Below are 26014 nucleotides of genomic sequence, written 5' to 3'. Positions count from 1 at the left end.
CGGTGACGTTCTGCGGGAGTCTTAGAGAAGTTCCAGCGCGCCATCACCTCGACTGTCGGATGGGCCTCATGACCGGGGTGCGTCATGCGCCGACAGGCTTTGACCACCCGGGGCCGTTACGCCATTTTGCGCGGCACCCATGCGACGTCTCCCAGATGCCTCGTTGCGCGGCAGGGCCATCACCGTGGACCTCGAGGGCGAGAGCATCCCCGCCATCGAGGGCGAGCCGGTGGCATGTTCCCTCGTCGCCGCGGGCGAGCCCATGCTCGCCCGTTCCGTGAAGTACCACCGCCCTCGCGGGCCCTTCTGCTTCGCCGCCGCGTGCTCGCAGTGCCTGATGCGCGTGGACGGGCTGCCCAACGTCTACACGTGCCGCACGCCCGCGCGCGACGGCATGAAGCTGGAGCGGCAGAACGCGTACCCCTCCGCGAAGGTGGACGTGTTCGAGACCATCGACTGGTTCTTCCCCAACGGCCTGGACCACCACGAGATGTTCGCCGGCGTCCCCATCGCGGAGACGGTGATGGCCAAGGTGGCCCGGCAGCTCGCGGGCCTGGGCCTGCTGCCCAAGGACGCCGCCCCGGCGCCTCCGCCGTCGCGCACGCTGCGCACCCGCGTCGCGGTGGTGGGCGCGGGCGCCGCCGGGCTCGCCGCCGCGCGGGAGCTGACCGGACGGGGCACCCCCTTCCTGATGTTCGAGCGCGAGGACCACGTGGGTGGCCGGCTGGCGCACGGCGCCCCGGAGGCGGACGCGCCCACCATCGACGACGTGGCCACGCTCGCCCGTGACAGCGTCGTCACGCGCGCCACGGCGCTGGGCCTGTACGACGACGAGCAGGGTCGCTACCTCGCGGTGGGCGCATGGGAGAACGGCGAGGCGCGCCTGCTCAAGGTCTACGCGGAGCGCTTCCTGCTGACGCCCGGTGGACACCCGCCGATGGTGCCCTTCGAGAACAACGACTTGCCCGGGGTCTACGCGGGCCGCGCGGCCAGCCTGCTGTTGCGTCGGCACGCGGTGGCGCCGGAGCGCGCGGCGCTGGTCGGCTGGGGCCAGGAGCTGCAGGGGCTGGCGAAGCTGCTCGAGGCGCACGGCGTGAAGGTCCAGGTGGTGGTGGACCTGAAGGGCGCGCCGGGCGCGGGAGCCCACCCGACGACATTGGAGGGCTCCGAGCCCAAGGCCCACGGCCTGCGGCACGTGAGCTCCTTCAGCTTCACGCCGCGCCAGGGCGGACGGCGCAAGGTGGACTGTGACGCGGTGCTGGTGTCCGTGCCGGTGACGCCCAGCTTCGAGCTGGCGCGGCAGGGCGGCGCCAAGGTCTCGTTCGAGGCCTCGCGTGGACTGTTCCGGGTGGAGGCGAGCCCCGAGGGCCGCACCGACGCGGCGGACGTGTTCGTGGCGGGAGACGTGACGGGCGGAGGCAGCGCGAAGGAGGCGTCCGAGGCGGGCCGCCGCGCCGCCCAGGCGCTGGTGGAGGGACTGTCATGAGCAAGTCGATGATCTGCTCCTGCGAGGACGTCACCGCGGACGACGTGCGGCACGCGGTCTCCCGGGGCTACTGCGATGTGGAGTCGGTGAAGCGCTACACGGGCTTCGGCACGGGCATCTGCCAGGGCAAGAGCTGCCTGTCCGCCGTGGCCGCGCTCCTGGAGCAGGAGAAGGCGCTCAAGGCCGACGCGGTGGTGCCCTTCACGCCCCGGCCCCCGCTCTACCCCACCGAGCTGCGGCTGCTCGCCAGCGCCCCGGTGGACGAGTCCCAGCCTCCCGTGGGTGGCGTGCCCCAGGAGGTGGATGTCTTCCCCAAGGGGCTGCGTCCCACCGAGCCCCTGCCCGCCAAGGCCAAGGTCGTCATCATCGGCGGCGGCGTCATGGGCCTGGCGCTCGCGTACAACCTGGCGCGCGAGGGCGAGACGGACGTGGTGGTGCTGGAGCGCGGCTATCTCTGCGCGGGCGCGTCCGGCCGCAACGGCGGTGGCGTGCGCATGCAGTGGGGCACCCCGGCGCTGGTGGAGCTGGCCAAGCGCTCCATCGACCTGATGAAGGGCTTCGCCCGGGAGATGGGCATCAACGTGTGGCTGCGTCAGGGCGGCTACCTGTTCCTCGCGCGCACGGACGCGGTGGCCAAGCGGCTGGAGCGCAACGTGGCGCTGCACAACCGCTTCGACGTGCCCACCCGGCTCGTCACGCCGGACGCCGCGCGCGACATCGTCCCCGGCCTCACGATGAAGGGCTGCGTGGCCGCGTCCTTCAATCCCGAGGACGGCGTCATCTTCCCCTGGCCCTTCCTGTGGGGCTACGCGCAGGGCTGCCGCAAGAAGGGCGTCCGCGTGGAGACGTACACGGAGGTCACCGGCTTCGACGTCAGCGGCGGGCAGATTCGCAAGGTGAAGACGGACCGCGGCGACATCGCCTGTGACACGGTGGTGCTCGCCTCCGGCGCGTGGAGCCCCGAGGTGGCGAAGCTCGTCGGCGTGCAGCTGCCCAACGAGCCGCACCGCCACGAAATCCTCAGCACCGAGCCCCTCAAGCCCTTCCTGGGGCCGCTCGTGTCCGTGCTCGACTCGGGCCTGTACTTCAGCCAGTCCATGCGCGGCGAAATCGTGGGCGGCATGGGCGACCCCAAGGAGCCCGCCGGGCTCAACATGGGCAGCACCCTGCGCTTCGTGTCCCGCTTCGCCCAGGCCCTCATGGAGCAACTGCCCCACGTGGGCCACGTGAAGGTGCTGCGCCAGTGGGCCGGCTGCTACGACGTGACGCCGGACAACAACCCCATCCTCGGGCGCACCCCGGGCCTGGACAACCTGCTCCAGATGTCCGGCTTCGTCGGCCACGGCTTCATGATGGCCCCCGCCGTCGCCGAGCGGATGGCGAAGTGGATGCGCACCGGCGAGTCCGACGAGCTCTTCACCCGCTTCAACCTGCGCCGCTTCTCCGAGGGCGCCCTCGAGCGCGAGGACATGATCATCGGCTAGGCCTCCGCGCCACGCCCCGCGCGCCCCTCGGGCCGCGTTCCCCCTCCTCACCGAGCGCGCGGAACGCGGCCCGTGGATTTTTCCGCCGCTGTCCGGGACCACGACACCGGGCGCCTGGAACGTCCAAGAACAGGACAGCTCCAGAAATAATTGTAAATCATGAATATCATGAAGACTCTCCGAGGCGACGCGAAGGGGCTTTACACCCGCGCGCGGCCGAGCGGAGCACGCGCGCACCACTCGGGGGCTGGCGCGCCACGGGCTGTCGAGTGGGAGTGTCCCGCGCGTGACGCTGGCATGGGGAGTGCCTTGGGCACGCCGCGCGCAATCCCGCGTGTGGAGGAGACCCGATGATCGCCAAGAGCCTGCGTGCGTTGTTCGTGATGGGTGCCCTGTCGGCCTGCGGTACCGAGCAGTCCCCCGATGTCCCCGACCTGGAGGGCACCGAGCCGCTGCAGTCGCAGGAATCCAACGTCATCGTCGGCTCGGTGAACTGGGTGAGTTCCACCACGCTGTCGGGCACGCAGGCCACCCGCGCCAACGCGGTGGGCTACCTGTCCATCCCCGCGGTGGGCAGCCGGTGTACCGCGTGGCTGGTGTCACCGGATGTCATCATCACCAACAACCACTGCGTGGGCAGCGCGTCCGAGGCCGTGGGGGCCCGGGTGTCCTTCAACTACATCGACGGCGTCGCCTCGGGCAGCCGCGTCTGGTACACCTGCGCCACGTTCATCAAGACGTGGTCCGGTGACGACATGACGGCGCTGCGCTGCTCGGCCACCAACGGCCAGCTCCCGGGCAACGTGCACGGCTTCCTGACGGTGGCGAGCGCCAACGCGGCCACCAACGCGAGCATCTACGTGGTGCACCAGAACTGCGACTACTACACGTCGTCCGGCTGCGTGCCGACGAAGAAGCTGTCGCCGGGCGTGGTGAAGAACGCGAACTACTCCACCACGGACCTGTCCTACGACGCGGACACGCTGGGCGGCTCGTCGGGCTCGCCGGTGCTGTCGACGTCCACGAACCAGGTGGTGGGCCTGCACCACATCGGCCTGGGCGGCAACTCGCAGGGCCGCGGCACGGCCAACACCGGCGTGAAGGCCACCCGCGTGAAGGCGCGTCTGGCGGAGATCGGCCTCTAATCCGTCACGCCGGGTTGGGCTCGCGCGCCAGCAGCACGGGCGACGCGAGCCCCACGGGCAGGGCCTCGGGCGCGGCCAGGGCCTCGCGGCGAACACCGCGCAGCGCCAGCCGCCCCAGGCTCCGCTGGAGCCCCCGTGGCAAGAGGGGCAACAGCCGCATCACCCACCGGTGTCCCCAGCCCGGGTACACCAGCGCCTCGCCCCGCTCGAAGGCCGCCAGCGCGGCGCGCGCGCAGCGCTCGAGTGAAATCTGGAAGAAGGGCGCCCTCCCCGCCTCCTCGGCGCCCGCATCCCCCACCGGCCCGGGGGCCACGCGGGTGATGACCACGCCGCGCCCCTCCACCTCCAGCCGGAGCGACTCGGTGAAGCCGTCGAGGAAGCGCTGGGTGGCGGCGAACATCGCGGAGCCGGGCAGCAGGAGCTGCGCCGCGCCCGAGCCGATGTTCAGCACCCCGCCCCGTCCCCGCTCCAGCATGGGCGCGAGCAGTCGGTGCGTCAGCAGCGCGGGCACCCACACGTTCGAGCGCAAGAGCTCCTCCAGCCCACCCCAGCGCGCCTCCGCGTAGAGCCCCCGGAGGCCCAGCGTGGCGGTGTTCACCAGCACGTCCACCCGGATGAACTGCGACTCCAGCGAGGCCACCATGGCGTCGACCTCGCGCGGCTCGCACACGTCGCAGGCATGGAGGATGACGCCCAGGGTGGGATAGCGGGTGAGCAGTTCCTCACGCAGCGGCTCCAGCCGCGCCACTTCGCGGTCCACCAGGACCAGCGTGCGGGCGCGCCGGGACAACAGCCGGGCGAGTTCCCGGCCGATTCCCCCTGCCGCGCCGGTGATGAGGACCGTGGCCTGATCAATGGGAGGGCGCATGCGGGCCATCCTGCGCACGAATCACCGACCGCGCTCGCCTCCCCGCAAGCTTTGCGCGACACCGCAGCGAACAAGCGGGCAGGCGCTGGCACGCAACTTCCACCTGAGGACGGTCGGCCCCATTCCCATGAGAGGGCCTTTCCACCTCAGCGAGGAGCCGACCATGGCAGCGCCATCCCGAATTCTCGTCCCCGTCGATCTGAGCGAGGGCTCTCGCTCCATCATCGACTACGCCCTCCAGCTCGCCCGACCCTTCAACGCGTCGGTGGAGGTGCTCCACGCCTGGGAGCCTCCGCAGTACGTCGCGCCGGACCTGCTCGTCGCCGCCCCCGGGTGGAACCCGCTCTCCTTGCAGCAGGTCGCCATGGACACGGCGGGCAAGGAGCTGGCCACGCTGCTCCAGCAGATGGAGCAACCCTCCGTCACGCTCAAGCACCGGGTCGTGGTGGGCGAGGCGGCCTCCACCATCCTGGAGCTGGTGGAGAAGGAGGCCTTCGACCTCATCATCATGGGCACCCATGGGCGCCGGGGGCTCTCGCGCATGCTCCTGGGCAGCGTGGCGCAGAAGCTGGTCTCCCGCGCGCCCTGCCCCGTGCTGACGCTGCACGTCCCGCAGGACACGAAGAAGTAGGCGTCAGGGACTCACGGCCCGAGCGCCGCCTTCAGGGCGGCCTCGCGCCTGCGCGCCGCGAGCACCGTGGGCACCGCCAGCACCGTCATGGCCACCATGACCAGCGCCGCGCCCAGCATCTCCCGCGGCCCCACCCCGGGCAGCCCCAGCCACAGCGACAGCCCCAGTGTGGCCACCACGCCGGCGAGCACGCTGGAGGCGCGGTTCACCGGCACGGAGAAGGCGTTCTCGCGCGCGTCCAGCAGGATGAGCCCGCCGAAGATGCCCGTGCCCTGGGACAACAGCCCCACCAACATCTCCTCCAGGAGCCTCCCGCGCGCGAACATCCCGGTGAAGCCCTCGCGGATGTCCAGCGCCGGCCCCGCGCCGCCCCACACCGCCACCAGCGCGAGCACCAGCACCAGGAAGGGCGTGGCCACCATCTGCTCCTCCACGAAGTAGCGGATGGACAGGCTCTTGTCCTCGGACTTGGCCAGCCGGCTCATCGCGCGCAGGCGGATGAAGTAGCTCAGCAGGTACACGCCGACGTCCAACGCGGCCACCCACGTCATGGTGGCGCGCGCGTCCTTGCCCGCCGCGACGAGCACCGCGGCGAAGCTCAGCACCAGCGCCACCCACGAGGGCCAGCGCACGTGCCTGCGGCTGAGCACGTCCACGATGGGCGCCAGCACCAGCACCCCGCCGCGCATCAGCAACATCATGAAGACGATGGAGGTGCCCTCCAGCGTGTACGCCAGCGTCGTGGTGCCGATGATGGCCGCCGAGCACATCCCCGACAGGAACGTCCACGCCCCCGGCGAAGGCACCCGCAGGCCCATGACCTGGCGGTGCGTCGCGAAGCGCCACCAGCGCTTGAGCGAGAGGAAGACGAACATCCCCACCATCGACGTCGCCGCGCTCACTGGCAGCAGCGTGAAGCCGACGATGCCCTCCTCCATGCCCGGCAGGGAGCCGCTCGACAGCGCCTTCGTCAGCGCGCTGTAGGGGGCATAGGCCGCGAAATAACCGAAGGCATAGGCCCAGATGGTCAGGTCATGGGCGGAGGAGTCTTGCTGCGTCGACGAAGTGGCCAGGGGGAACCTCGGTGCATGCGGGCCAGGGCCTGTCCCACCCTACTGCAAGCCGCGCGCCCCGACCCGCCTCCGGGGAGGGAAACGAACCCATGCAATGGGTGTGGGCGAGCCGCGTAGACCTCTCAACCCGGTCGTCCCAGGAGCCGTCCATGCGCTCACGCTTCCTCCCCACCCTGGCTCTCGCGTCCACCCTGGCCCTGCCCGCCTTCGCCGCCGATGACGCGGCCAAGAAGTCCTCCCTGCCGGTGAAGGTCGTCTGCGCCACCACGGCCAAGGACGGCAGCCGCGTGGTGCAGGGCACGGACCTGGTCATCGAGGCGGGCGAGAAGGCCAAGGACGTGGTCGCCGTGGAGGGCAACATCATCATCCGCAAGGGCGCCACCGTCGACGACGCGGTCGCCATCCGGGGCCGCGTCATCGTGGAGGCCGGCGCCGTGGTGAAGGGCGACGCGGTGTCCATGGGCGGCGAGGTCCGCCTCCAGGGCAACGCCCGCGTCGAGGGCAGCGCCGTGGCCCTGGGCGGCAAGCTGACCACGGACAAGGACGTCCACATCGAGGGGGACCGCATCAGCCTGTCCTTCGAGATCGGCGGGAAGGACCTGCTGCGCGGCTTCATCGAGGACGCGCTCGACAAGGATTCGGGCTGCCACATCATCGACAACGACGACGTCACGGACGCCTGAGCGGGCGTCCCCGTCATCCCCCACGAAGGTGACTACGCGGCGCTGGGAGTCCCCGGCGCCGCGGCATCCTGGGTGAGCGGCAGCAGCGTCGCGCGCAGGGCGAGGATCTGCTCGCGCACCAGCGTCTTGAGCTTCTCCACGTCGTCGAGCGTCATGCCCTTGGTGGAGATGGGCGTGCCCACCGTCACCAGGCCGCGCGAGGTGGAGAAGCGCCACGAGTGCTTGGGCAGCGCCTTGCGCGTGCCGCTCACCGCCAGCGGGAGCACGTCCGCCTGCTGCTCGATGGCCAGGCGGAAGGCGCCGTCCTTGAAGGGCAGCAGCTCATCCGTCTTCGAGCGCGTGCCCTCCGGGAAGATCATCACCGGCATGCCCTTGAGCATCCACTGCTTGCAGCGCGCCATGGCGCCCGTGGCGGACTCCTTGTCGCCGCGGTGCACGGGGATGTCCCCGGCGATGCCCATCATCCACCCCACCACCGGCACCTTGAACAGGCTCGCCTTGCCCAGCCACTTCATCTCCCACGGCAGGCGGGAGATGAGGAACGGGTCGGCGTTGGACTCGTGGTTGCTGACCACCACCGTGTTGGGGGCCACGTGGTCCGGCACGGGGCCGTGGATGCCGAAGCGCCAGTACGGCGTCAGCCTCGCGGCGGTGACACCCACCAGGCGGAAGCACCGCCCCACCGCGTAGCGCTTCCTGTCGAACGGCAACGTGACGATGGCGATGACGAGCTGAACGAAGAAGCCGACCAGCGCGACGATGCCAATCTCGACCCAGGTCCAGATGGAGAGCAGTGCGTTCATTGAGAGCCTCGAGGGGAGTCAGCGGACGGCGGAGTCCAGGTCCACGCTCACCGGGCAGTGGTCGGAGCCCGACACGTCGGGATGGAGGGCGGCGCGCTTGACGAAGGCCATGGCCGCGGGGGACGCCAGCACGTAGTCGATGCGCCAGCCGATGTTCTTCTCGCGCACACCGAAGCGCTGGCTCCACCACGAGTAGTGGCCGGTGCCCTTGTGGAAGTGTCGGAAGCTGTCCACCCAGCCGGCGCGCAGCCAGCGGTCCAGCTCCTCGCGCTCCTCGGGACGAAAGCCGCTCGTCTCGCGGTTCTCCCGGGGCCGGGCCAGGTCGATGTCCTGGTGCGCGGTGTTGAAGTCGCCCACGACCAGCAGCCGCTCACCGTCCCGCAGCGGCTTCTCCAGCTGGTCGAACAGGCGCCGGTAGAAGGCCAGCTTGAACGGGATGCGGCTCAAGTCGCGGTCCTTCCCATTGCCGTTGGGGAAGTACACGTTGGCCACGGTGAGCTTGCCGAAGCGGGCGAGCTGCAGCCGCCCCTCCACGTCCATCTCGGGGACACCCAGCCGGGTCTCCACCAGGTCCGGCTCGTCGCGGGAGAACAGCCCCACCCCGCTGTAGCCAGGACGCTCCGCGGCCGAGAAGTGCGTCTTCCACCGGGCCGGAGCACGAACCTCATTGGGCAGCTGCTCGGGGCGCGCGCGCACCTCCTGCAACGCCACCACCTGCGCCCGGGCGCTCGACAGCCAGGGCAGGAAGCCCTTGGTGTGGGCCGAGCGCAGCCCATTCACGTTCCATGAGACGACTCGCACGGGAACGCTTATGGCCCGGCTGCGTCGGGTTTTCCAGCCCCTACCGGTTGATGGACCCGGTAGGGGCCGGAAGGCCCGAGTCAACTACTCCGCGGCGTTGGCGGTGGTCTGGGGCTGGCGCTGGGTGCGGAGGATGAAGTCGGACGCGTTGTCGTCCGAGTCATACCCGTTGCCCGCCGCCTCGTCCACGCCACCACCCTCCATGGTGGCCGCCGTCGAGGAGATCTTCGCCTTGCGCTCGTAGGAGCCGGCCTCCGCGGGGATGCTCGGGAAGGCGGTGCCCTCGGGCGCATTGCCGGTGCCGTAGGCGAAGGCATCCACCGTGGCCGGGTCGTTCATGTTGGTGCCCAGTCCCGGTCCGCCGATGCGCAGGTTGCCGCCGCCGGTGCGGCTGGCGGACATGGAGAACACGGTCCCCCAGCTCACGTCACCCGCCGTCGCCCCGCCGTAGCCGGAGTGCGTCAGCAGGAAGAAGCTCCGGGGCTGGATGACCGAGCCTGCGGGCAGCGTGAAGGACAGGTACGTGGTCCCCGTCGCGCTCTTGTACTGGAGCTTCCAGCCGGACAGGTTCACCGGGCTGGTCGTCGGGTTGAACAGCTCGACGAACTCGTCGTTCGCGCCGCCCGGGCCCGCCGGGGCCGTCTCGCTGATGACCACGTGGTTGGCGCCCGTGGGCTGCTCCGTGACGCGCAGCTGCGCGGACACGGACTCACCGCCCAGGCTCGCCACCACCTGGCCCTGGCCGCTGACGTTGGCCGCCGTGAGGTCGAACTTCGCGGACAGCGTGTCGGCGCGCACCACCACCTGGGCCGGCACCGCGCCCAGGCTGGACGGCTGCACCGACAGGTTCACCACCGTGTCCACCGACGGAGGCACATCCAGCGTCACCGTGAGCGTCGCCGTCCCGCCGCCGGTCACCACGACGAGCTCGGGAGACAGCTGCTCGAGCGCCGCCGGCTGGTCCACCGCCAGCACCGTCACCGTGGCATCGCGGGACACCGTGCCCAGCGTGGCCGTGAGGGTGGCCTTCTTCGCGTCCGGGTCCAACGCCGAGTCGGTGTTCAGGAGGACCACCGCGGAGCGCTCGCCCGCGGGAATCACGACCTGGCCACCCACCACGGAGACGGCGGGGCTGGACGACGCCACCGTCACCACCGTGTTCACCGTCACCGGCCCGGTGAGCGTCACCGTCAGCGGCTCCGGGAACGTCGGGCCGTTGACACCCGAGCGCACGAAGACGCCCGTGGGCGCCAGCGAGGCCAGCGACACCTCGCCCGTGCTCGCGGGCACGAGGTCCGCGGCGGAGCGCGGCTCGATCTTCGAGTGGTCGTTGCGCAGCTCCAGCACGCCGGTGATGGAGAAGTAGCGATCTCCCAGCGCCGGCAGCGGGAACGAGAACAGGTAGTCGTTGATGCGCAGCGCGCCGTCCACCTCGAACTCACCGGTGGGCGCGGTGTCGCCGCCGCCCGGGGCGGGCGCGGTGTTGGTCACCTGCACCTGCGACACGCGCACCAGCACACCCTCCAGCGGCGTGGCGCGCGAGCCGTTCGTGGCCACCTCGACGGACGTCACCTGCTGCGGAGGCGGCAGCGTGTTGCCCTGGGTGAGGACCTCCACCGTGGGCGAGGCCAGCTGCAGCTGGCCGAAGTAGTTGGCCACCGTCGCGTCGACATTCACGCGCGAGCCGGCCACCACCGCGCTCGGCGGCGCCGTGCGGGTGAAGACGAAGGCACCGGAGTAGTCCGGACCCTGGTAGCCCTGGTCCAGCGGGTTGACCTGCACGAAGAAGCCCGTGGAGCCCACGCCCGTCACGGTGACGTTGGAGAGCGCCACGCGCATGCCCACCCACGGAGACGTTCCACCCGGCCCCGGCTGCTTCACCGTGTAGATGGACAGCGAGCAGGCCGCGTCACCCGGGTTGGGCGTCGGGCAGAGGTCGCACGCGTCGCCCTTGCCGTCGCCATCCGAGTCCGCCTGGTCCGGGTTGGGCGTGTTGGGGCAGTTGTCCACGGCGTTCGGGACGCCGTCGCCGTCGGTGTCGTTCGGGTTGGGGCGGGCGCACTCGGTGGTGCCGGGCGCGAACGGGCACACGTCGCACGCGTCACCCACGCCGTCGCCGTCGATGTCGGGCTGCACGCCCTGGTCCATCGGGCGCACCGGGTTGAACACGCCCGGGCAGTTGTCCACCTCGTCGGGGATGCCGTCGCCGTCGACGTCCGCGCCCGACAGGCCACCGGAGTACACGGTGGAGCCCGACACGGAGGCCGGCCAGCGCGCGTTGGTGGAGGTGCGGGACGGCTCGCACGTCGGCTCGTCCGTTGGCACGCCGCACGCGAACAGCGGGTAGGCGCCGGAGTTGCGCGACTGGAGCGTGGACAGCGACATGCTGATTTCGGTCTGGAGGCACACGGAGCGCTCGACGCCGCAGACGTCCAGCGTGTCGCAGCCCGCGCCGCTCAGGGCGGAGACGACGGCCGTCTCTCCGTAGAGCGCCTTACCGCCGCGCATCGTCAGCACCACGTCCGCGGGCTCCGCCCGGATGACGGCGCGGTGCGGAGAGGACGCGTGGCCGTTGAGCCGGAAGATGGCCACGTCCGCCACCTTGCCCGGCACCAGCGCGCCGGTGTTCGTCGCCTGGAAGGCGTGCGCCGCGTTGCCCGTCACCAGCGCCCACGTCTCCGCGTCGCTGAGCGAGTCATTGAAGTAATCGCTGTCCAGGTCGTCCGCGCAGCGCAGCTCGCGCAGGATGTTCATGGAGCCGGACTGCAGCCAGTCGGTGCCCAGCGTCATGTTGACGCCCAGGTACTTGTAGAGCGGGATGGCCGCGGTGTCGCCGTACAGGCCGATGTTGGAGCGCGGCGACCAGACCAGGCTGGTGCTCGACGTGGCCATCATCCGGATGTCGCTGGCGCTCAGGCCGATGCCGTGGACCAGCGCGGTGCGGGAGCTGAGGATGTTCTGGCCACCGGACTGCTGACCGGAGAGACAGAGGAACTCGTTGCGAGCGCTCGTCTCGATACCCTCGGCGATGTGCGGCAGGTAGGCCGAGGCGGCCGGGATGACCGACGGCGAGTCGACGCGCGCGTAATCACAACCGCTCGCGCGCTCGCGACCATCCGAGTCACCCAGGGGGAACGTCTGGTACTCCGCGCCCGAGCCCGCGCCCAGGCCTTCCTGGTTGGTGCCCGTGTCGGACGTGTTCGGCGCGTCCAGGTTGCGCAAGAGGCCCTTCGCGCCGCCGGAGCCGGCGATGGACGTGGTGCCCGCGATGACCTGGCGCAGCTCCGCCCAGCGGATGCCGTCCGCGCCCGCCGTGTTGCCCGCGGCCAGACGCGTGTGCTGGTTGTTGCCCTGGCGCCAGTCGTGACGGTGCTCGTACTTCTCGTCCGTCCGGGCGAAGGGCGCCTTCTGGAAGGTGATGTGGTCGTGCGCGTTGATGAGGCCCGGCGACACCACCGACTGCGGGCAGGTGATCTGCGTGGCCGAGGCCGCGCCCGCGGCCTGCGAGCAATCACAGCTCACGCACTGGATGACACCCGTGGCGTCCACGAGCACCTGACCCCCGTGATAGACCTTGTCCGGCGCCAACACGATGCCGGTGAACAGCTTCGCCGAGTTACCCGACGACACCGTGCAGCTCCCCGTCGGAGGAGGAGGCAGGTTCGCCGCGGGGCACATCACGACCGTGCCGCCACCAGGACCCGCGTCAGGCGTACCCGAGCCGCCGTCCGTCCCACCGGAGCCCGCATCGGGAGTGCCCGAGCCGCCGTCCGTCTCGCCAGGACCCGCGTCAGGAGTCCCCGAGCCACCGTCCGTCTCGCCAGGGCCCGCATCGGGAGTGCCCGAGCCGCCGTCCGTCTCACCCGGACCGGAGTCGGGAGTGCCCGAGCCGCCGTCCGTCTCACCCGGACCGGAGTCGGGCGTACCCGAGCCGCCATCCGTCTCACCGGGACCGGAGTCGGGCGTACCCGAGCCGCCGTCCGTCTCACCCGGACCGGAGTCGGGCGTACCCGAGCCGCCGTCCGTCTCACCCGGACCCGCGTCGGGAGTCCCCGCGCCGCCATCCGTCTCACCGGGGCCCGCGTCGGGCTCCACATGACCGCCATCCGTCTCGCCCGGACCGGCGTCAGGCTCGACATGACCGCCGTCCGTCTCACCAGGACCCGCGTCGGGCTCGCCCGGCCCAGCGTCGCCTCCGCCCGGGCCGGCATCCGGCTTCGGGGTCGGCTGACAGGAGCTCTCACAGCCGTCGCCGTTGGTGGTGTTTCCGTCGTCACAGGTTTCGCCGCGCTCGACGACACCGTTGCCACAGACCGGACTGGGAGGGTCATCATCGCCGCAAGCGGTGACGACCAGGAGTAGCGCCGTGAGCGGCGCCAGCAATTGGCGGAAAGACATGAAGGAGAGGCTCCGAAGTAGATGTGACCAGCGGGGGGGCTTGCAGCCTACAACCCTCGCTCCTCCTTCGAGCTGGCAAAATTCCAACATCGGCGTAGCAAATTGCCACCCAGGGGGTGTGTTTTACCCCAGGGAAATTCAAGCAATTCAAACAATTACGCGTACGTCCAAGACAACCCCGCACTCCCCGTTCCTTTGAAACTTCTCAGACAACCTCCTGGAACGTCCGAGGAGTGCCACGAGTCCGGGTGGTTACACGCTGTGTTTACTTCCGGCGGCCAGCACCCATAGTGAGACATCCCAGACACAGACACCGTCTGGGTTTGTGAGAAGTCTCTCAGAAACAGAAGTATCACGCCTGACGGCTTAATCAGAGATCGCCCCCAGCGGGGGACGATACTGGGGGAAGTGTGTCTTCGAGCGAGAAACGACAACACCCGGGTGGACCACCTCCACCCCGGGGTCCGGTGGAGCGCACGCGACGGCGGCTCCTCCTGGCGGCGACCACCTTCCTCACCCTATCCTGTCAGCCCGACGGCGACCCTTCCGCCACGGCGGACAGCGCGCCGGGGAACCAGCCCATGGCGGAGGCGCAGACGCGGCAGGTGGACCCCGCGCCGCGGAAGGTCGCGGCGCCCCGCTGCGCGCGCACGGTCCACGCGGACGTCGTCGCGCTGGACCAGGTGTACACCTACAACCGGCTGGGCTCGTTCAATCCCACGGGGATGATCTACGCGCTGATGGAGGACGTGGAGCCCATCAGCCCGAGCAAGCCCCTGGGGCCCGGCAACACGCGGCTCAAGACGAGCAAGCGGCCCCGCCCCCTCACCTTGCGCGCGAACGTGGGGGACTGCCTTCACGTGAAGTTCTTCAACTGGCTGGCGCCGACGCGCTCCGCCATCCCGAGCGCGAATCAATCCCAACCCGGCGTGAGCAAGGCGGAGGGCTCCACCACCCTCTCCTTCCTGCGCAAGGTCCTGCCCTCGTGGGTGTGGACGCCCACGTATGACCCGGTCGAATCCCTGGTGCAGAACAAGGCCGTGGGCGGACGGTGGTTCTGGTGGGGTCAGGAGCTGGAGGCGGAGAACGACCACCGCGACAACTCCCCCGCCACGCGCCACGCCTCGCTCCACATCCAGGGTCTGCAGTACTGGAGCATCGACTCGGACGGGGCCTGGGTGGGTCAGAACACCAGCAGCCTGGTCCCGTCCGGTGGACAGACGGACTACCACTGGTACGCCGACCACGAAGGCGTCTTCTTCTTCCACAGCATGGGCGCCTCGTTCGGCGGCGAGGGCGACGGCGGCTCCACCGCGCAGGGCCTCTTCGGCGCCGTCAACGTCGAGCCGCCTGGGAGCGTCTGGTACCGCTCCAAGGTGAGCGCGTCGGTGCTCAAGTCCGTCACCACCAGCACCAACCCGGACGGCACGCCCCTCATCGACTACGCGAAGCTCGACGGCACCGGGCGCCCGTACCTGGCCATCCTCGACGCCAACCACAAGATCCGCCACGGCGACCTGGAGGCCATCATCACCGGCTACTCCAGCACGGTGATGGGCACGCGCTCCTCCATCGACCAGGGCCACTTCCGCGAGCTCACCGCCATCTACCACGATGAAATCAAGGCGGTGCAGGCGTTCGACGAGCTGGAGTGGAACCCCACCTTCCACAGCGTCCGGGACGGCTTCGGCGTCAACTACGGCGTCGCGGGACTGGGCGCGGAGCTGCTCGCCAATCGCGCGAAGATCGGCCCCACCAAGGACTGCGTCACCTGCGAGTACGAGGAGTTCTTCCTCGAATCATGGGCCAACGGCGACCCCGCGATGAACGTGGAGAAGGACGCCAGCGGCAAGGCGGTGAACGCGCTCTACCCGGACGACCCCTCCAACGTGCACCACAGCTACCTGGGAGATCCGGTGCGCATCCGCAACATCCACGCGGGCCCCGCGGAGACGCACGTCTTCCACCTGCACGCGCACCAGTGGAAGCACTCGCCCGGCGTCGAGGACTCGAACTACCTGGACTCGCAGACGGTGGGTCCCGGCTCCGCCTTCACCTACGACATCAACTTCGGTGGCTCGGGCAACCGCAACTTCACCGCGGGCGACTCCATCCACCACTGCCACCTCTACCCGCACTTCGCGCAGGGCATGTGGGCGCTGTGGCGCGTGCACGACGTGTTCGAGGCCGGCACCAAGGACCGCCGACTGCCGGACCCGGAGATCTCCGGCGGCACGCCCAACCCCGCCGTCATCCCCATCCCCCAGCGGGCCATGGCGCCCATGCCCACGTACGTCGCCTCGACGGTGAGCACGCCCTCGGGCCCGATGTCGCGGCCCGCGTTCCCAGGCTTCCCCTTCTACATCGCCGGCATGCCCGGCCGGCGCGCGCCGCAGGCACCGCTGGACCTGGAGTACGACGGCGGCCTGCCTCGGCACATCGTCACCAACGCGGTGGGCCCGGTGGCCTATGGCAACTCGGGGCGGTTCGACGTGGACCCCACCGCGCTCAACATCAAGCTGCTGCCCCACGACGGCACGCCCACGGAGAAGGCCGCCATGGCGTTCCACGCGGGCGAGTTCCCCAGCAGCGCCGGCGCCGTCGCACCCACGGTGGCGCCGCTCCACGCCGACCCCGCCTTCGCGGAGATGGCGCGGTACTATCCCGGCTACACCGCGCTGGGAGGCACCGGGCGGTTCCTGATCAACGGCCGCAAGCCCGTGGCCGGCGCGCCCTTCGCGGACCCGTGCCCCGAGCGCACGACGAAGCGCAACTACCGCGCGACGTACCTCCAGGTCGCGATGCAGCGGGTGAACCGCGCCGGGTGGCATGACCCACAGGCGCGGCTGATGGTGCTCAACGAGGACGTGGCCGCCACCCAGGACGGCAAGCGCGCGCCGGAGCCCTTCTTCTTCCGGGCCGCGTCCGGCGAGTGCATCAACTTCTACGCCACCAACATCATCCCCGCGCACCTCAACCCGGACGACTTCCAGATCTACACGCCCACGGATGTCATCGGTCAGCACATCCACCTGGTGAAGTTCGACGTGATGGCGGCGGACGGCGCCGGCAACGGCTGGAACTACGAGGACGGCACGCTGTCCTCGGACACGGTGGCGCACCGCATCCACCTGGCCAACGCGGCGGGCGGCGCGTTCGTTGCGGACGGCACCGTGGGCGAGTCGGGGGCGCGCGTGTACTTGAGCGCGCCGGCCACCCACCCACGCATCCCTCGCGCGCCGGGCACCGCGCAGACCACCGTGCAGCGCTGGTGGGCGGACCCGCTGCCGAGCAACACCGGCCGGAAGAACCCGCTGGAGACGGTCTTCACGCACGACCACTTCGGCCCGTCGTCCCATCAACAGCACGGCTTCTACGGCGCGCTCATCGTCGAGCCCGAGGGCTCCAAGTGGAGGGACCCGCGCACGGGCATCTACTTCGGCTCGCGCGTGGCGGACGGAGGGCCGACGAGCTGGCGCGCGGACATCATCGCCGCCAACCCCGCGGACAGCTTCCGTGAGTTCGGGCTCGCCTTCGCGGACTACGTGCCGCTGTACGACGAGTGCGGTCAGCCGGTGAACCCGCCCAACTACAAGGAGACGAAGCTGCCGTGGGCCGTGGACTTCGAGTCGGTGCCCATGCCGGAGGCCATCAGCGCCGCGGACCCGGGCGGGATGACCGTCAACTACCACAACGAGCCCATCCCCCTGCGCATCAGCAGCCGGTTGAGCTGCAGCGGCCGCGTGCAACGGCTCGGCGCGCGGGGCGACATGGCGAACGTGTTCCGCTCGGACATCCACGGCGACCCGTACACGCCGGTGATGGCGGGCTACCCGGGCGACAACATCCGCATCCGCCTCATCCAGGGCGCGCAGGAGGAGCAGCACTCCTTCACGCTGCACGGCAACAAGTGGCTCAAGGAGATGTATGACCCGGACAGCGGCTACTACAACGCGCAGGCCATCGGCATCTCCGAGCACTTCGAGTTCAACCTGACGGGAGGCCTGCCGCAGATCATCGGCCCGTACGAGACGGCGGACTACATGTACATGAGCGCGTCCACGGGCGATTTGTGGAACGGCTTGTGGGGCATCCTCCGCACGTACAAGCACCGGCAGCGCGGCCTGCGCTCGCTGGCGGACGTGGCGATGCTGGCGGCGGACGAGAACCCGAAGCTGCAGATCTTCACCACGCGCGGCGCGGCGGAGCCCCAGGCGCAGGCGTACCCGCCCATGGAGCTGCTCGACCTGCCCGAGGAGGCGGGCCTGGAGGTGATGGACCCGGAGAAGGAGCGCGACTCCGTCCAGGACTCCTACGAGGTGGACGAGGAAGGCAAGCCGGTGAAGCCGCGCCTGGTCGAGCACGTCATGGCGGACCGCGACGGGATGATGCGCATCGACAAGGACCTGGTGCTCAAATACGAGGAACTCGGCTGGTTCGGCATCAAGCCCGTCAAGACGGACTCGTGCCCCAAGGGCGCGCCGGTGCGGCTGTACCGGGTGTCCGCCATCGACGCGAAGACGTGGTTGTACGGCAAGCGGCTCGTCTACAACGACCTGCACAAGATCTACGACCCGGACGCCATCATCTTCGCGCAGGACGCGCACCTGCCCGCGCTGAAGAACGGCACCCGCAAGCCCGAGCCGCTCATCCTCCGCGCCCGCGCGGGCGAGTGCGTCCAGGTGGTGCTGACCAACCGGTTGCCCTCGGGCTCGCTGTCGAAGCTGGACACCTGGGCGCACCACGCCGCCATCACGCCCTACTTCAACGTGAACCAGGTGCGGATGTCGAACCACGTGTCGCTGCATCCGCAGCTCGTCAACTACGACGTGAACGTGGATGACGGCGCCAACGTGGGCCTCAACGCGGTGCAGACGGTGCCGCCCGGCGGGGTGCGCACGTACCGGTGGTTCGCGGGAGAATTCAAGAGCTCGCCCTTCGGGTTCCCCTTCCCCTTCGGACGCCGCACGCCGATGGAGCTGGGCATCGTCAACCTGCGCAACATGGCGGACGTGGTGAACCACGGCATGCACGGCGCCATCGGCGCGCTCATCATCGAGCCGACGAACGCGTACTGGATGACGGACCCGGGCACCGAGGCCCAGGCCTATGTCTCGCACACCCTGCCCGACGGCACCCAGGAGACGTTCCGCGAGCTGGTCGCGCTCCTCCAGGATGACCTGGGCCTGCACAGCGACGACTCCACGTTCTGGGACACCGACGGACTGGAGAGCGGCACCGCGCTGCGCAACACCGCGGGCATCGACGACTCGCAGGACACAGGGCAGAAGGCGTTCAACTACCGCACCGAGCCGCTGTGGGCCCGGTTGGGCGTTCCGCCGCAGACGAGCCCGGAGGCCATCAACGACTTCGACCTGCACCACATCCTCGCCTCCAGCGTCCACCTGGACCCGGCCACGCCGCTGTTCCGGGCGAAGCCTGGGGACCCGCTGCGCTGGCGCTTCGGTCACCCGTCCGGGCACTCGCGTCAGCACGCGCTCTCCGTGCACGGCGCGGAGTGGCGACGCAATCCGTGGCGCGCGGGCAGCCAGTCGCGGGTGATGGGCCCCAACGCCTCGTCGCCCATCATCTCCACGCAGGGCGGCGCGTCGGTGATGCAGTCGTACACGATGATTCCCGAGTACGGCGCCGGCGGCATCACCCAGTCCACCGGTGACTACCTGTACCGCGACCACTCCAGCTTCCTGTGGAGCGGCGGCGGGCTGTGGGGCGTGCTCCGGGTGGAGTAGCGCGCGTGTGGCAACCCTCGGGCGGCGTGGCGCGAGTCGGCGCCGCGCCGCCCCGTCCTCTCGTCGTCTCGAAGCACCCTCCTCATGATGCGCAAGAGCCTGGTCCTCCTCGTCTCGGGCGTGCTGTTCGCGGGCGCCCTCGCCACCGTGCGCGTCGCCACGCGCCCCGATGCGTCGCCGCCTCCTCCCGAGGACTCACCTCCTCCGGCACCCGTGGCGCCTGTCTTCGCGGAGCGAGAGGGCGTCCGCGTGTCCTTCGACCTCGCGCTGAGGGCACGCCCCCGGGAGGCCGCCGCCGGGTCCGCGCTGCAGGGCACCGCGCGCTTCGTGCTCGCGGACGCGAAGACCGGCGCGTCCCTGCAGGGGCGTCGCGTGCTGGGCTGGATGTCTCCGCGCGCCCCGGGTGAGGCGGCTCCGGACGACGCGGCCTGCAAGGAGCGCGTGAAGTCGTACCTGGGGGGCCTCTTGTCCACGAAGGCGGAGGTGGACCTGAACGCCTATTGGTTCCTCACGCTGAACCACGACCAGACGGTGTCCGTCATCAATCCGCAGCTCGCCTTCGAGCGCACCAAGCTGCACAGCCTGGTGTCGCTGGGTGGAGAGGTGGCGGACTGGGCGCTCCTGAAGGACCGCTCCGCGATGTACGCGACGGTGGCCAGCGGCGACAGCGTGTCCGTGGTGGACCTGCAGCGATTCCTCACGACGCGGACGATTCGCGTCGGTCAGCGCCCCGGACGAATCGTGGTGGCGCCCGATGGCCGCACGGCCTGGGTGAGCAATGACGGGGACGGCACGGTGAGCATCCTCGACACCACGGCGCACACGGAGCTGGCGTCGCTGGACGTGGGCGCGGGGCGCCACGAGGTGACATTCTCGGACGAGGGTCGCACCGCGTGGATCACCAGCACGGAGGCCGACGTGCTGACGGCGGTGGATGTCGCATCACGCGAGGTGCTGGGCACCGTGAGCGTGGGTGTGGGCGCGGGAGACGTCGCGTGGAGTGCCGTGGCGCGGGCGGTCTTCGTGGCGCAGCCGCGCACGAGCGAGGTGCTGGTGTTGGACGTGGCGCGGCGCGAGGTATCCCGCCGCATCTCGGTGAAGCCGGGGCTGGGGGCGCTGAGGTTCGACCGCACGGGGCGCTGGGCCTTCCTGCTCCACCCGGACGCGGGCGGCGTGGACATCATCGACGCGGCGACCAGCCAGGTGGCGCACTCGCTCGAGGGCTTCGCCGCGCCGGACTCGGTCGTCTTCACGGATGCGTTCGCGTACGTGCGCAACACCACCAGCGGTCGCGTGTCCCTGGTGGAGCTGAGCACGCTGGGCGGCGCGAGCAGTCCGTCCGTGGTGAACGTCACCATGGGGCAGCTGGCGCCCGCGGATGCGCGCGGGCTGGGACGCTCGGACCCCATCGCCGCGCTCCCCGAGGGCAACGGCGTCATCGTCGCGGGCGCGGCGGACCGGGCCCTGTTCCTCTACCAGGAGGGCATGATGGCGCCGCGGGGAACGCACCTGAACTACGGCCGCGAGCCTCGGGCCGTGCTGGTGCTGGACCGCTCGCTGCGCGAGGTGGAGGCCGGGACCTACGCGGCCACCGCCACGGTGCGCGAGAACGGCACCTACGACGTGGCCTTCCTCCTGGACAATCCGCGCACCATCGTCTGCATGGAGTGGAAGGTGGGGGGGGTGCCCGAGGACGCGGCGCTCGCGAAGAAGCTCCCGCTGAAGCTCACGCCTCGATTCGACCCGGCGCGGCACTTCACGGCGGGGACCACCACGCCCTTGCGCTTCCGCCTCGAGCCCATGCCGGGCATGGACCCGCGTCCGGTGCGGCCCGAGGAGGTCCGGGTGTTGATGTTCAAGACGCCCGGCACGTGGCAGTGGCGCACCGAGCCTCGCCTCACCACCGACGGAGAGTTCGAGGTGGACTTCGCCCCACCCTCCCCTGGCCAGTACAAGCTGGTGGTGGGCGTGGAGAGCCGGAACATCGACCTGGGTCGTCTGCCGCACTTCACCTTCGGCGTCGTCGAAGCTCCCGCCCCGGCGAGCGCCTCCCTCTCCGAGGTCGCACGATGACGGTGTCCATGCGCTCGCTGTTCGTTCTGCTCACCGTGTGGAGTTCCCTCGCCGGGGCCGAGGACGTGGCGGTGCCCACGCCGCCCAAGGCCTCCACCGCACCGCGCGTCGAGGTGCCCGACGTGGAGCTGGTGGACCAGGCGGGGCGCACGGTGAAGCTGTGGTCGGATCTGGTCCGAGGCCACACGGTGGCCATCAACTTCATCTTCACGCGCTGCAAGACCATCTGCTCACCGATGACGGCCACCGTCGCGCGCGTCCAGAAGGAGCTGGGGGCCGACAGCCCCGTGCGCTTCATCTCGATCACCCTGGACGTGGCCAATGACACGCCCGATCGCCTCGCGCGCTTCGCCGCGCCCTTCCAGCCCCGTCCGGGTTGGTCCTTCCTCACGGGCGACCCCGCGAAGGTGAAGCAGGCCTTGGTGGCGTTGGGGGGCTATGTGCCGGACAAGGAGGCCCACCGTCCCACGGTGCTGGTGGGCAACGCTGTCTCCGACACGTGGACGCGAGTGGATGGGCTGGGCGCGCCCAGCGTGTTGCTCGCCGCGATTCGTGAGGTGCAGGCCGCCTCGGCGGGCCCCTCCGAGCTGCGCGGCGACGCGCCCCAGGACGACGCGCGGGCCCAGGATGAGGCCGCGGCGAAGTACTTCACGAACACGGAGCTGGTGGACCAGGACGGCCGCACCCACCGCTTCTACGAGGACCTGGTGCGAGGCCGGAAGGTGCTCATCAACTTCGCCTTCACGTCGTGCAAGGGGGCGTGCTCGCCCATCACGAAGCACCTCACGCAGGTCCAGCAGCGGCTCGGCGAGCGCGTGGGACGGGACATCACGATGATCACCCTCTCGGTGGACCCCGCGAACGACACACCGAAGAGCCTGGGGGCCTTCACGAAGAAGCTCGGGGTGAAGCCGGGTTGGTACTTCCTCACGGGTGCGCGCGAGAACATCACGCGCGTGCTCAAGAAGCTGGGCGGCTACGTGGACGACCCGGATGCGCACAACACCACGCTGCTCATCGGTGACGCGGCCACGGGCGTGTGGGTGAAGTCGCCAGCGATGGCCCAGGTGGAGAACATCGTCCATGCCGTCGAGAACCTGAATGCCCCGAGGTAGTCCCATGCGCGTCCTCGGAGTCCTGATGGTGCTCGCCTCGGCGTGGCTCGGCTGCAGGTCGGCATCGACGCCCGAGGACCCGGAGCATGCCCGGCGTGGGCGCATGCTCTTTCAGCGAGGACAGAGCGTCCGGGGTACGCCGTTGATGGGATTCCTCGCGCCCGAGCGCGTGGAGCTCGGCGGAGAGGTGGCCGCGTGCGCGCGCTGCCACGGGCCCGCGGGACGAGGCAGCGCCGAGGGCGGCGTGGAAGTGCCAGACATCACGCCGGGCGCGCTCTTCCACTCGCGCCCGCGCGCCGTGGGCGAATTGGAGGACAGGTCGCGACCGGCCTACACGCGGGACACGTTGCTGCGCGCCATCACCGAGGGGCGCTCCGCCAGCGGACGGGCGCTGAGCGTGGCGATGCCTCGGTATGAGTTGGACGACGTCTCACGCCGGGAGCTGCTCGCGTACCTGGGGGAGCTGGGTGAACGCCCCGACCCCGGAGTGAGTCCCACGGCGATCACGGTGGGGGCGGCGCTGCCGCTCACGGGAAGACTGGGGCCCGCGGGTCAGGAGGCGGCCGCCGTCCTGCGCGCGGTGTTCGAGGACGTGAACGCGCGGGGCGGCGTGTTCCGCAGGAGGCTGGAGTTGGTGGTGGAGGATGACGCGGCACAGGCCCCCTCGCTGCAGGCCGATGCCACGGAGCGACTGTTGGAGCGCGGCGTGTTCGCGCTGGTGGGCAGCCTGCGGAGAGGGCCGCAACCCTCTGATGCGAGGCTCACCCGGGAGGGAGCTCCACTCGTGTTGCCGCTGACCTTGCGCGGCGGAACCTCCGACGTGGACAGCCCCGTGTTCTTCCTCTACCCGGATGAGCCCTCGCTCGCGCGTCTTGCGGTGCAGTGGCTCGCGAGCAACCAAGAGCCGCGGCTGCGGCGTGCATCCCTCGTCGTGGCGCACTCGGGAGATGAGGCGGGCGAAGCGTGGACACGCGCCGTGAAGGACGAGATGACGCGCCGGGAGCTGCCGTCCATCACGGAGCTCATTCTGCCTGGCGGACTCCCTGACGCGTGGCCAGCACGGACTCCCGTCGCGGTGCTCTACGCGGGAGCACCGGAGGGTCTGAGCCCGTTGCTCCGATGGATGGAAGAGCGAGCCCCCTCGGTCCTCGTACTAGCGCCGGCCCGCCTCGCTCAGCCCGAGGTCATCGGTCCATTCTCGCGGCAGCTCCGATTCATCTCCCCCGTGGGCCTGGGCGAGCGCGCCCCCAGCCTGGAGGACTTCTCCGCGTTCATGGCGCGTCATGGTCTCGAACAAGGCCACGCCGCTTTCCAGCTCGGAGCCTACGCAGCGGCGCGAGTGTTCGTGGAGGCCCTCACGCGCACAGGCGCCGAGGTCACCCGCGCGAGCCTGTTGCTCCAGCTCGAATCCCTGAGGGACTTCGACACGGGCGTCTCGCCACCGCTCACCTTCGGGGTCAACCGGCGCGTGGGAATCCAGGGAGGACAGCTCGCCACGCTGGAGCCAGGCACCGGTCGCCTCGTGCCCGCGTCAGAGTGGCTCCCCCTGTCACCGTGACAGTCGCACTCACCGCGCGCGCGCCGAGCCCTCCACGGACCCCTTCGGCAGCTCGATGACCACCTCGGTCCCGGAACGACGTGGCTCCAGGGCGACATAGGCCCGGCCACCATGTTGCTCCGCCACCTCGCGGACGATGGACAGCCCCAGCCCGGTGCCCGGCGTGTGCGCCGTGCCCGCCAATCGGTGGAACGGCTCGAACACGGATTGATGCTCCGCGAGGGGAATCCCCGGCCCCGCGTCCGCGACCCGGACCTGATACCGCTCCGCCTCGCGAACGAGCCGCACCTGAATCTCACTGCCCTCGGGCGAGAACTTCATCGCGTTGGACAGGACATTGTCCACCGCCTGCCGCAGGCTCCCCGCGTCGAAGAGGGCCTCGGCCGGCGCAGACAGCTCCGCGCGGATGAGCAGCCCTCGTCGCTCCGCCTCCGCGCGAGCTCCCTCCACCGCCTGCGCGACCAGCCGCGAGAGGTCCCCCTGCTTCCGGTCCCACGCCCCCCGCCCCGCCACCGCGAGGTCGAGCAGATTCCCCGCGAGCACCGCCAGCCTGTCCACCTCGCGCCGAGCCTCCTCCAGCCCCACACGCAGCTCCTCGCGCGACCGCTCCCGTCGCAGGGCCAGATCCATGCTCGTGCGCATCAGCGTCAGCGGCGTGCGCAGCTCATGGGCCGCGCCAGCAATCAGCCGCTCCTGTGCCTCGCGCGCGCCGCGCAGACGCTCCGTCGCCTCCGCCAGCACGGCGCGCAGCTGCCCGATTTCATCGCGCGCCGGGTCCTCCACCGGCGCATGCGAGAAGTCCCCCTCACGCAGCCGACGCAGGTGTCGGGTGATGGCCGCCAGCCTTCGCGACAGCTTGCGCGCCTGCCACGTCTGCACCACCAGCAAGGCCAGCCCCAACGACACCGCGAGGAAGAGCGCCAGCCGGTGATACGTCCCCACCGAGCCATCCACCTGCCCCAGTGACGCCGACAGTCGCAGCGCGTACGGCGCGCCCTGCGGAGAGCGGACATCCACCTGCACCTCGCGCCAGCGCACGCCATCCGGCCCGATGCGAGTGACGAGCTGTGGCGGCGCCCCGGGCGCACCGGGAACCCGCCTCGACTCGGACTCATCCACCTGGAGCCCCGGCGGATAGCGCGCCACCAGGGTGCCATCCGGGCCGTGGAGATAACCGTGCGGCGCGAAGGGCCGCACCTGCTCCAGCAACGGGGAGCCCGTCATGTGGAGGTGCGCCTTGCGCTCGGGTCCGTCGAAGAGGCTGGCGCTCTCCACCGCCGCCTGCGCCAGCAGCGCCCGGTCCAACGAGCGCTCCAGGTCATAGCGGAACAAGCGCGCCGCGCTGCCCAACGCGACCACCATCGCCAACGCGGGAACGAGCGCGCCCAGCAGCCACAGCCGCCGGGTCAACGTCACGGTGTCACGGCCTCCGACACCGTCAGCTTGTAGCCCACGCCCCGCACCGCGCGGATGGCGACGTCCGTGGCCGACAGGCGCTCCAGCTTCGCGCGCAGATAGCCGACATACACGTCGAGCACGTTGCCATGGCCCTCGAAGTCCCGGCCCCACGCCTGCGCGAGCAGCCGCGCGCGCACCTGCGCCTCGCCCGGATGCTTCGCCAGCGCGGAGAACAGCGCGAACTCACGGGCCGTCAGCGACTCCTCGCGACCCGAGCGGCCCAGCACCCGCCGACGTGGATCCAACACCACCGAGCCCAGGCGCACCGGTCCATCCTCGGACTCCCCACGCCGCGCCAGCGCCTCCAACCGGGCCAGCAGCTCCTCGAAATCGAAGGGCTTCACCAGGTAGTCGTCCGCGCCCGAGCGCAGCCCGGTGACCTTCTCCGGCGTGGTCCCTCGCGCGGTGAGCATCAGCACCGGCGTGCGCACGCCCACGCCACGCCAGTGCTTGAGCAACGTGACCCCGTCGACCTCGGGCAGTGCCCAGTCGAGGACGATGACGTCAAAGCCTTCCTCGCGGCCCCGCTCCAACGCCGCGCGTCCGCCGGTACAGACCTCCAGGCTGTGGCCTTCCTCCTCCAGTCCCCGCTGGAGCAACACCACCATCTTCACTTCGTCTTCGACGAGCAGCAGTCGCATGTGCACGTCCCCCCTGCACACCGGAGCTTTCCATGCCCGGAGGGAGC

At 70.4% G+C, this 26014-nt stretch carries 16 protein-coding genes; 9 read left to right on the top strand and 7 right to left on the bottom strand.

Going from position 1 to position 26014, the window contains the following annotated elements:
- The first annotated feature begins 139 nt into the window (after nucleotides 1–139).
- The 3 genes from LXT21_RS22350 to LXT21_RS22340 all read left to right on the top strand — a co-directional run bounded on the left by LXT21_RS22350 (nucleotide 140) and on the right by LXT21_RS22340 (nucleotide 4115).
- On the top strand, nucleotides 140–1486 hold the full coding sequence (locus LXT21_RS22350; RefSeq protein WP_254040202.1) for a 2Fe-2S iron-sulfur cluster-binding protein: 1347 nt from the start codon (nucleotides 140–142) through the stop codon (nucleotides 1484–1486).
- On the top strand, nucleotides 1483–2970 hold the full coding sequence (locus LXT21_RS22345; RefSeq protein WP_254040201.1) for an FAD-dependent oxidoreductase: 1488 nt from the start codon (nucleotides 1483–1485) through the stop codon (nucleotides 2968–2970). The genes LXT21_RS22350 and LXT21_RS22345 overlap by 4 nt, the downstream gene beginning before the upstream one ends.
- 350 nt (nucleotides 2971–3320) lie before the next feature.
- Nucleotides 3321–4115, top strand: coding sequence for a trypsin-like serine peptidase (locus LXT21_RS22340; RefSeq protein WP_254040200.1), 795 nt, complete (start codon nucleotides 3321–3323; stop codon nucleotides 4113–4115).
- A 4-nt stretch (nucleotides 4116–4119) separates the two neighbouring features.
- Here the strand turns inward: LXT21_RS22340 and LXT21_RS22335 are convergent, their stop codons facing one another.
- Entirely contained in the window at nucleotides 4120–4983 is an 864-nt protein-coding gene (locus tag LXT21_RS22335) for an SDR family NAD(P)-dependent oxidoreductase (protein ID WP_254040199.1), read from the bottom strand.
- Nucleotides 4984–5146: 163 nt separating this feature from the next.
- On the opposite strand from LXT21_RS22335, the gene LXT21_RS22330 reads away from it, so the two are divergent.
- Nucleotides 5147–5614, top strand: coding sequence for a universal stress protein (locus LXT21_RS22330; RefSeq protein ID WP_254040198.1), 468 nt, complete (start codon nucleotides 5147–5149; stop codon nucleotides 5612–5614).
- An 11-nt stretch (nucleotides 5615–5625) separates the two neighbouring features.
- Here LXT21_RS22330 and LXT21_RS22325 read toward each other — a convergent pair whose 3' ends face one another.
- Nucleotides 5626–6552: a hypothetical protein gene (locus LXT21_RS22325; protein WP_254040197.1), complete on the bottom strand. Its 927-nt coding sequence runs from the start codon at nucleotides 6550–6552 to the stop codon at nucleotides 5626–5628.
- A gap of 284 nt (nucleotides 6553–6836) precedes the next feature.
- On the opposite strand from LXT21_RS22325, the gene LXT21_RS22320 reads away from it, so the two are divergent.
- Nucleotides 6837–7370 carry a hypothetical protein gene (locus LXT21_RS22320; RefSeq protein WP_254040196.1) on the top strand — a complete coding sequence of 178 codons (534 nt, stop codon included), beginning with the start codon at nucleotides 6837–6839 and terminating at the stop codon, nucleotides 7368–7370.
- 32 nt (nucleotides 7371–7402) lie between these two features.
- Here the strand turns inward: LXT21_RS22320 and LXT21_RS22315 are convergent, their stop codons facing one another.
- The 3 genes from LXT21_RS22315 to LXT21_RS22305 form a co-directional block, all read right to left on the bottom strand.
- The gene (locus LXT21_RS22315) at nucleotides 7403–8173 is read right to left on the bottom strand and encodes a lysophospholipid acyltransferase family protein (RefSeq protein WP_254040195.1); all 771 of its coding nucleotides are present in this window, start codon (nucleotides 8171–8173) and stop codon (nucleotides 7403–7405) included.
- An 18-nt stretch (nucleotides 8174–8191) separates the two neighbouring features.
- Nucleotides 8192–8974, bottom strand: coding sequence for an exodeoxyribonuclease III (locus tag LXT21_RS22310; protein ID WP_254040194.1), 783 nt, complete (start codon nucleotides 8972–8974; stop codon nucleotides 8192–8194).
- 84 nt (nucleotides 8975–9058) lie between these two features.
- Nucleotides 9059–13372, bottom strand: coding sequence for a lamin tail domain-containing protein (locus tag LXT21_RS22305; RefSeq protein ID WP_254040193.1), 4314 nt, complete (start codon nucleotides 13370–13372; stop codon nucleotides 9059–9061).
- A gap of 581 nt (nucleotides 13373–13953) precedes the next feature.
- Between LXT21_RS22305 and LXT21_RS22300 the strand changes: the two genes are divergently transcribed.
- The 4 genes from LXT21_RS22300 to LXT21_RS22285 all read left to right on the top strand — a co-directional run bounded on the left by LXT21_RS22300 (nucleotide 13954) and on the right by LXT21_RS22285 (nucleotide 23868).
- Entirely contained in the window at nucleotides 13954–19122 is a 5169-nt protein-coding gene (locus LXT21_RS22300) for a copper oxidase (protein ID WP_254040192.1), read from the top strand.
- Between the two features lie 84 nt (nucleotides 19123–19206).
- The gene (locus tag LXT21_RS22295) at nucleotides 19207–21195 is read left to right on the top strand and encodes a YncE family protein (protein ID WP_254040191.1); all 1989 of its coding nucleotides are present in this window, start codon (nucleotides 19207–19209) and stop codon (nucleotides 21193–21195) included.
- On the top strand, nucleotides 21192–22310 hold the full coding sequence (locus tag LXT21_RS22290; RefSeq protein ID WP_254040190.1) for an SCO family protein: 1119 nt from the start codon (nucleotides 21192–21194) through the stop codon (nucleotides 22308–22310). The genes LXT21_RS22295 and LXT21_RS22290 overlap by 4 nt, the downstream gene beginning before the upstream one ends.
- 4 nt (nucleotides 22311–22314) lie before the next feature.
- Nucleotides 22315–23868 (top strand): ABC transporter substrate-binding protein, encoded by a 1554-nt coding sequence (locus tag LXT21_RS22285; RefSeq protein WP_254040189.1) that lies wholly within the window; start codon nucleotides 22315–22317, stop codon nucleotides 23866–23868.
- 9 nt (nucleotides 23869–23877) lie between these two features.
- Here the strand turns inward: LXT21_RS22285 and LXT21_RS22280 are convergent, their stop codons facing one another.
- Both LXT21_RS22280 and LXT21_RS22275 read right to left on the bottom strand, forming a co-directional pair.
- Nucleotides 23878–25284 carry a sensor histidine kinase gene (locus LXT21_RS22280; RefSeq protein ID WP_254040188.1) on the bottom strand — a complete coding sequence of 469 codons (1407 nt, stop codon included), beginning with the start codon at nucleotides 25282–25284 and terminating at the stop codon, nucleotides 23878–23880.
- A complete protein-coding gene (locus LXT21_RS22275) occupies nucleotides 25281–25967 on the bottom strand; it encodes a response regulator transcription factor (protein ID WP_254040187.1) in 687 nt (228 codons plus the stop codon). The genes LXT21_RS22280 and LXT21_RS22275 overlap by 4 nt, the downstream gene beginning before the upstream one ends.
- Between the last annotated feature and the right edge of the window lie 47 nt (nucleotides 25968–26014).

The organism is Myxococcus guangdongensis, from assembly GCF_024198255.1.
Lineage (GTDB): Bacteria > Myxococcota > Myxococcia > Myxococcales > Myxococcaceae > Myxococcus > Myxococcus guangdongensis.
This window is presented reverse-complemented; position numbering and strand designations above follow the sequence as displayed.

Coding starts and splice junctions, on each gene's coding strand:
- LXT21_RS22350 (WP_254040202.1), top strand. CDS start 140: ATGCGACGTCTCCCAGATGCCTCGTTGCGCGGCAGGGCCATCACCGTG.
- LXT21_RS22345 (WP_254040201.1), top strand. CDS start 1,483: ATGAGCAAGTCGATGATCTGCTCCTGCGAGGACGTCACCGCGGACGAC.
- LXT21_RS22340 (WP_254040200.1), top strand. CDS start 3,321: ATGATCGCCAAGAGCCTGCGTGCGTTGTTCGTGATGGGTGCCCTGTCG.
- LXT21_RS22335 (WP_254040199.1), bottom strand. CDS start 4,983: ATGCGCCCTCCCATTGATCAGGCCACGGTCCTCATCACCGGCGCGGCA.
- LXT21_RS22330 (WP_254040198.1), top strand. CDS start 5,147: ATGGCAGCGCCATCCCGAATTCTCGTCCCCGTCGATCTGAGCGAGGGC.
- LXT21_RS22325 (WP_254040197.1), bottom strand. CDS start 6,552: ATGGAGGAGGGCATCGTCGGCTTCACGCTGCTGCCAGTGAGCGCGGCG.
- LXT21_RS22320 (WP_254040196.1), top strand. CDS start 6,837: ATGCGCTCACGCTTCCTCCCCACCCTGGCTCTCGCGTCCACCCTGGCC.
- LXT21_RS22315 (WP_254040195.1), bottom strand. CDS start 8,173: ATGAACGCACTGCTCTCCATCTGGACCTGGGTCGAGATTGGCATCGTC.
- LXT21_RS22305 (WP_254040193.1), bottom strand. CDS start 13,372: ATGTCTTTCCGCCAATTGCTGGCGCCGCTCACGGCGCTACTCCTGGTC.
- LXT21_RS22300 (WP_254040192.1), top strand. CDS start 13,954: ATGGCGGAGGCGCAGACGCGGCAGGTGGACCCCGCGCCGCGGAAGGTC.
- LXT21_RS22295 (WP_254040191.1), top strand. CDS start 19,207: ATGATGCGCAAGAGCCTGGTCCTCCTCGTCTCGGGCGTGCTGTTCGCG.
- LXT21_RS22290 (WP_254040190.1), top strand. CDS start 21,192: ATGACGGTGTCCATGCGCTCGCTGTTCGTTCTGCTCACCGTGTGGAGT.
- LXT21_RS22285 (WP_254040189.1), top strand. CDS start 22,315: ATGCGCGTCCTCGGAGTCCTGATGGTGCTCGCCTCGGCGTGGCTCGGC.
- LXT21_RS22275 (WP_254040187.1), bottom strand. CDS start 25,967: ATGCGACTGCTGCTCGTCGAAGACGAAGTGAAGATGGTGGTGTTGCTC.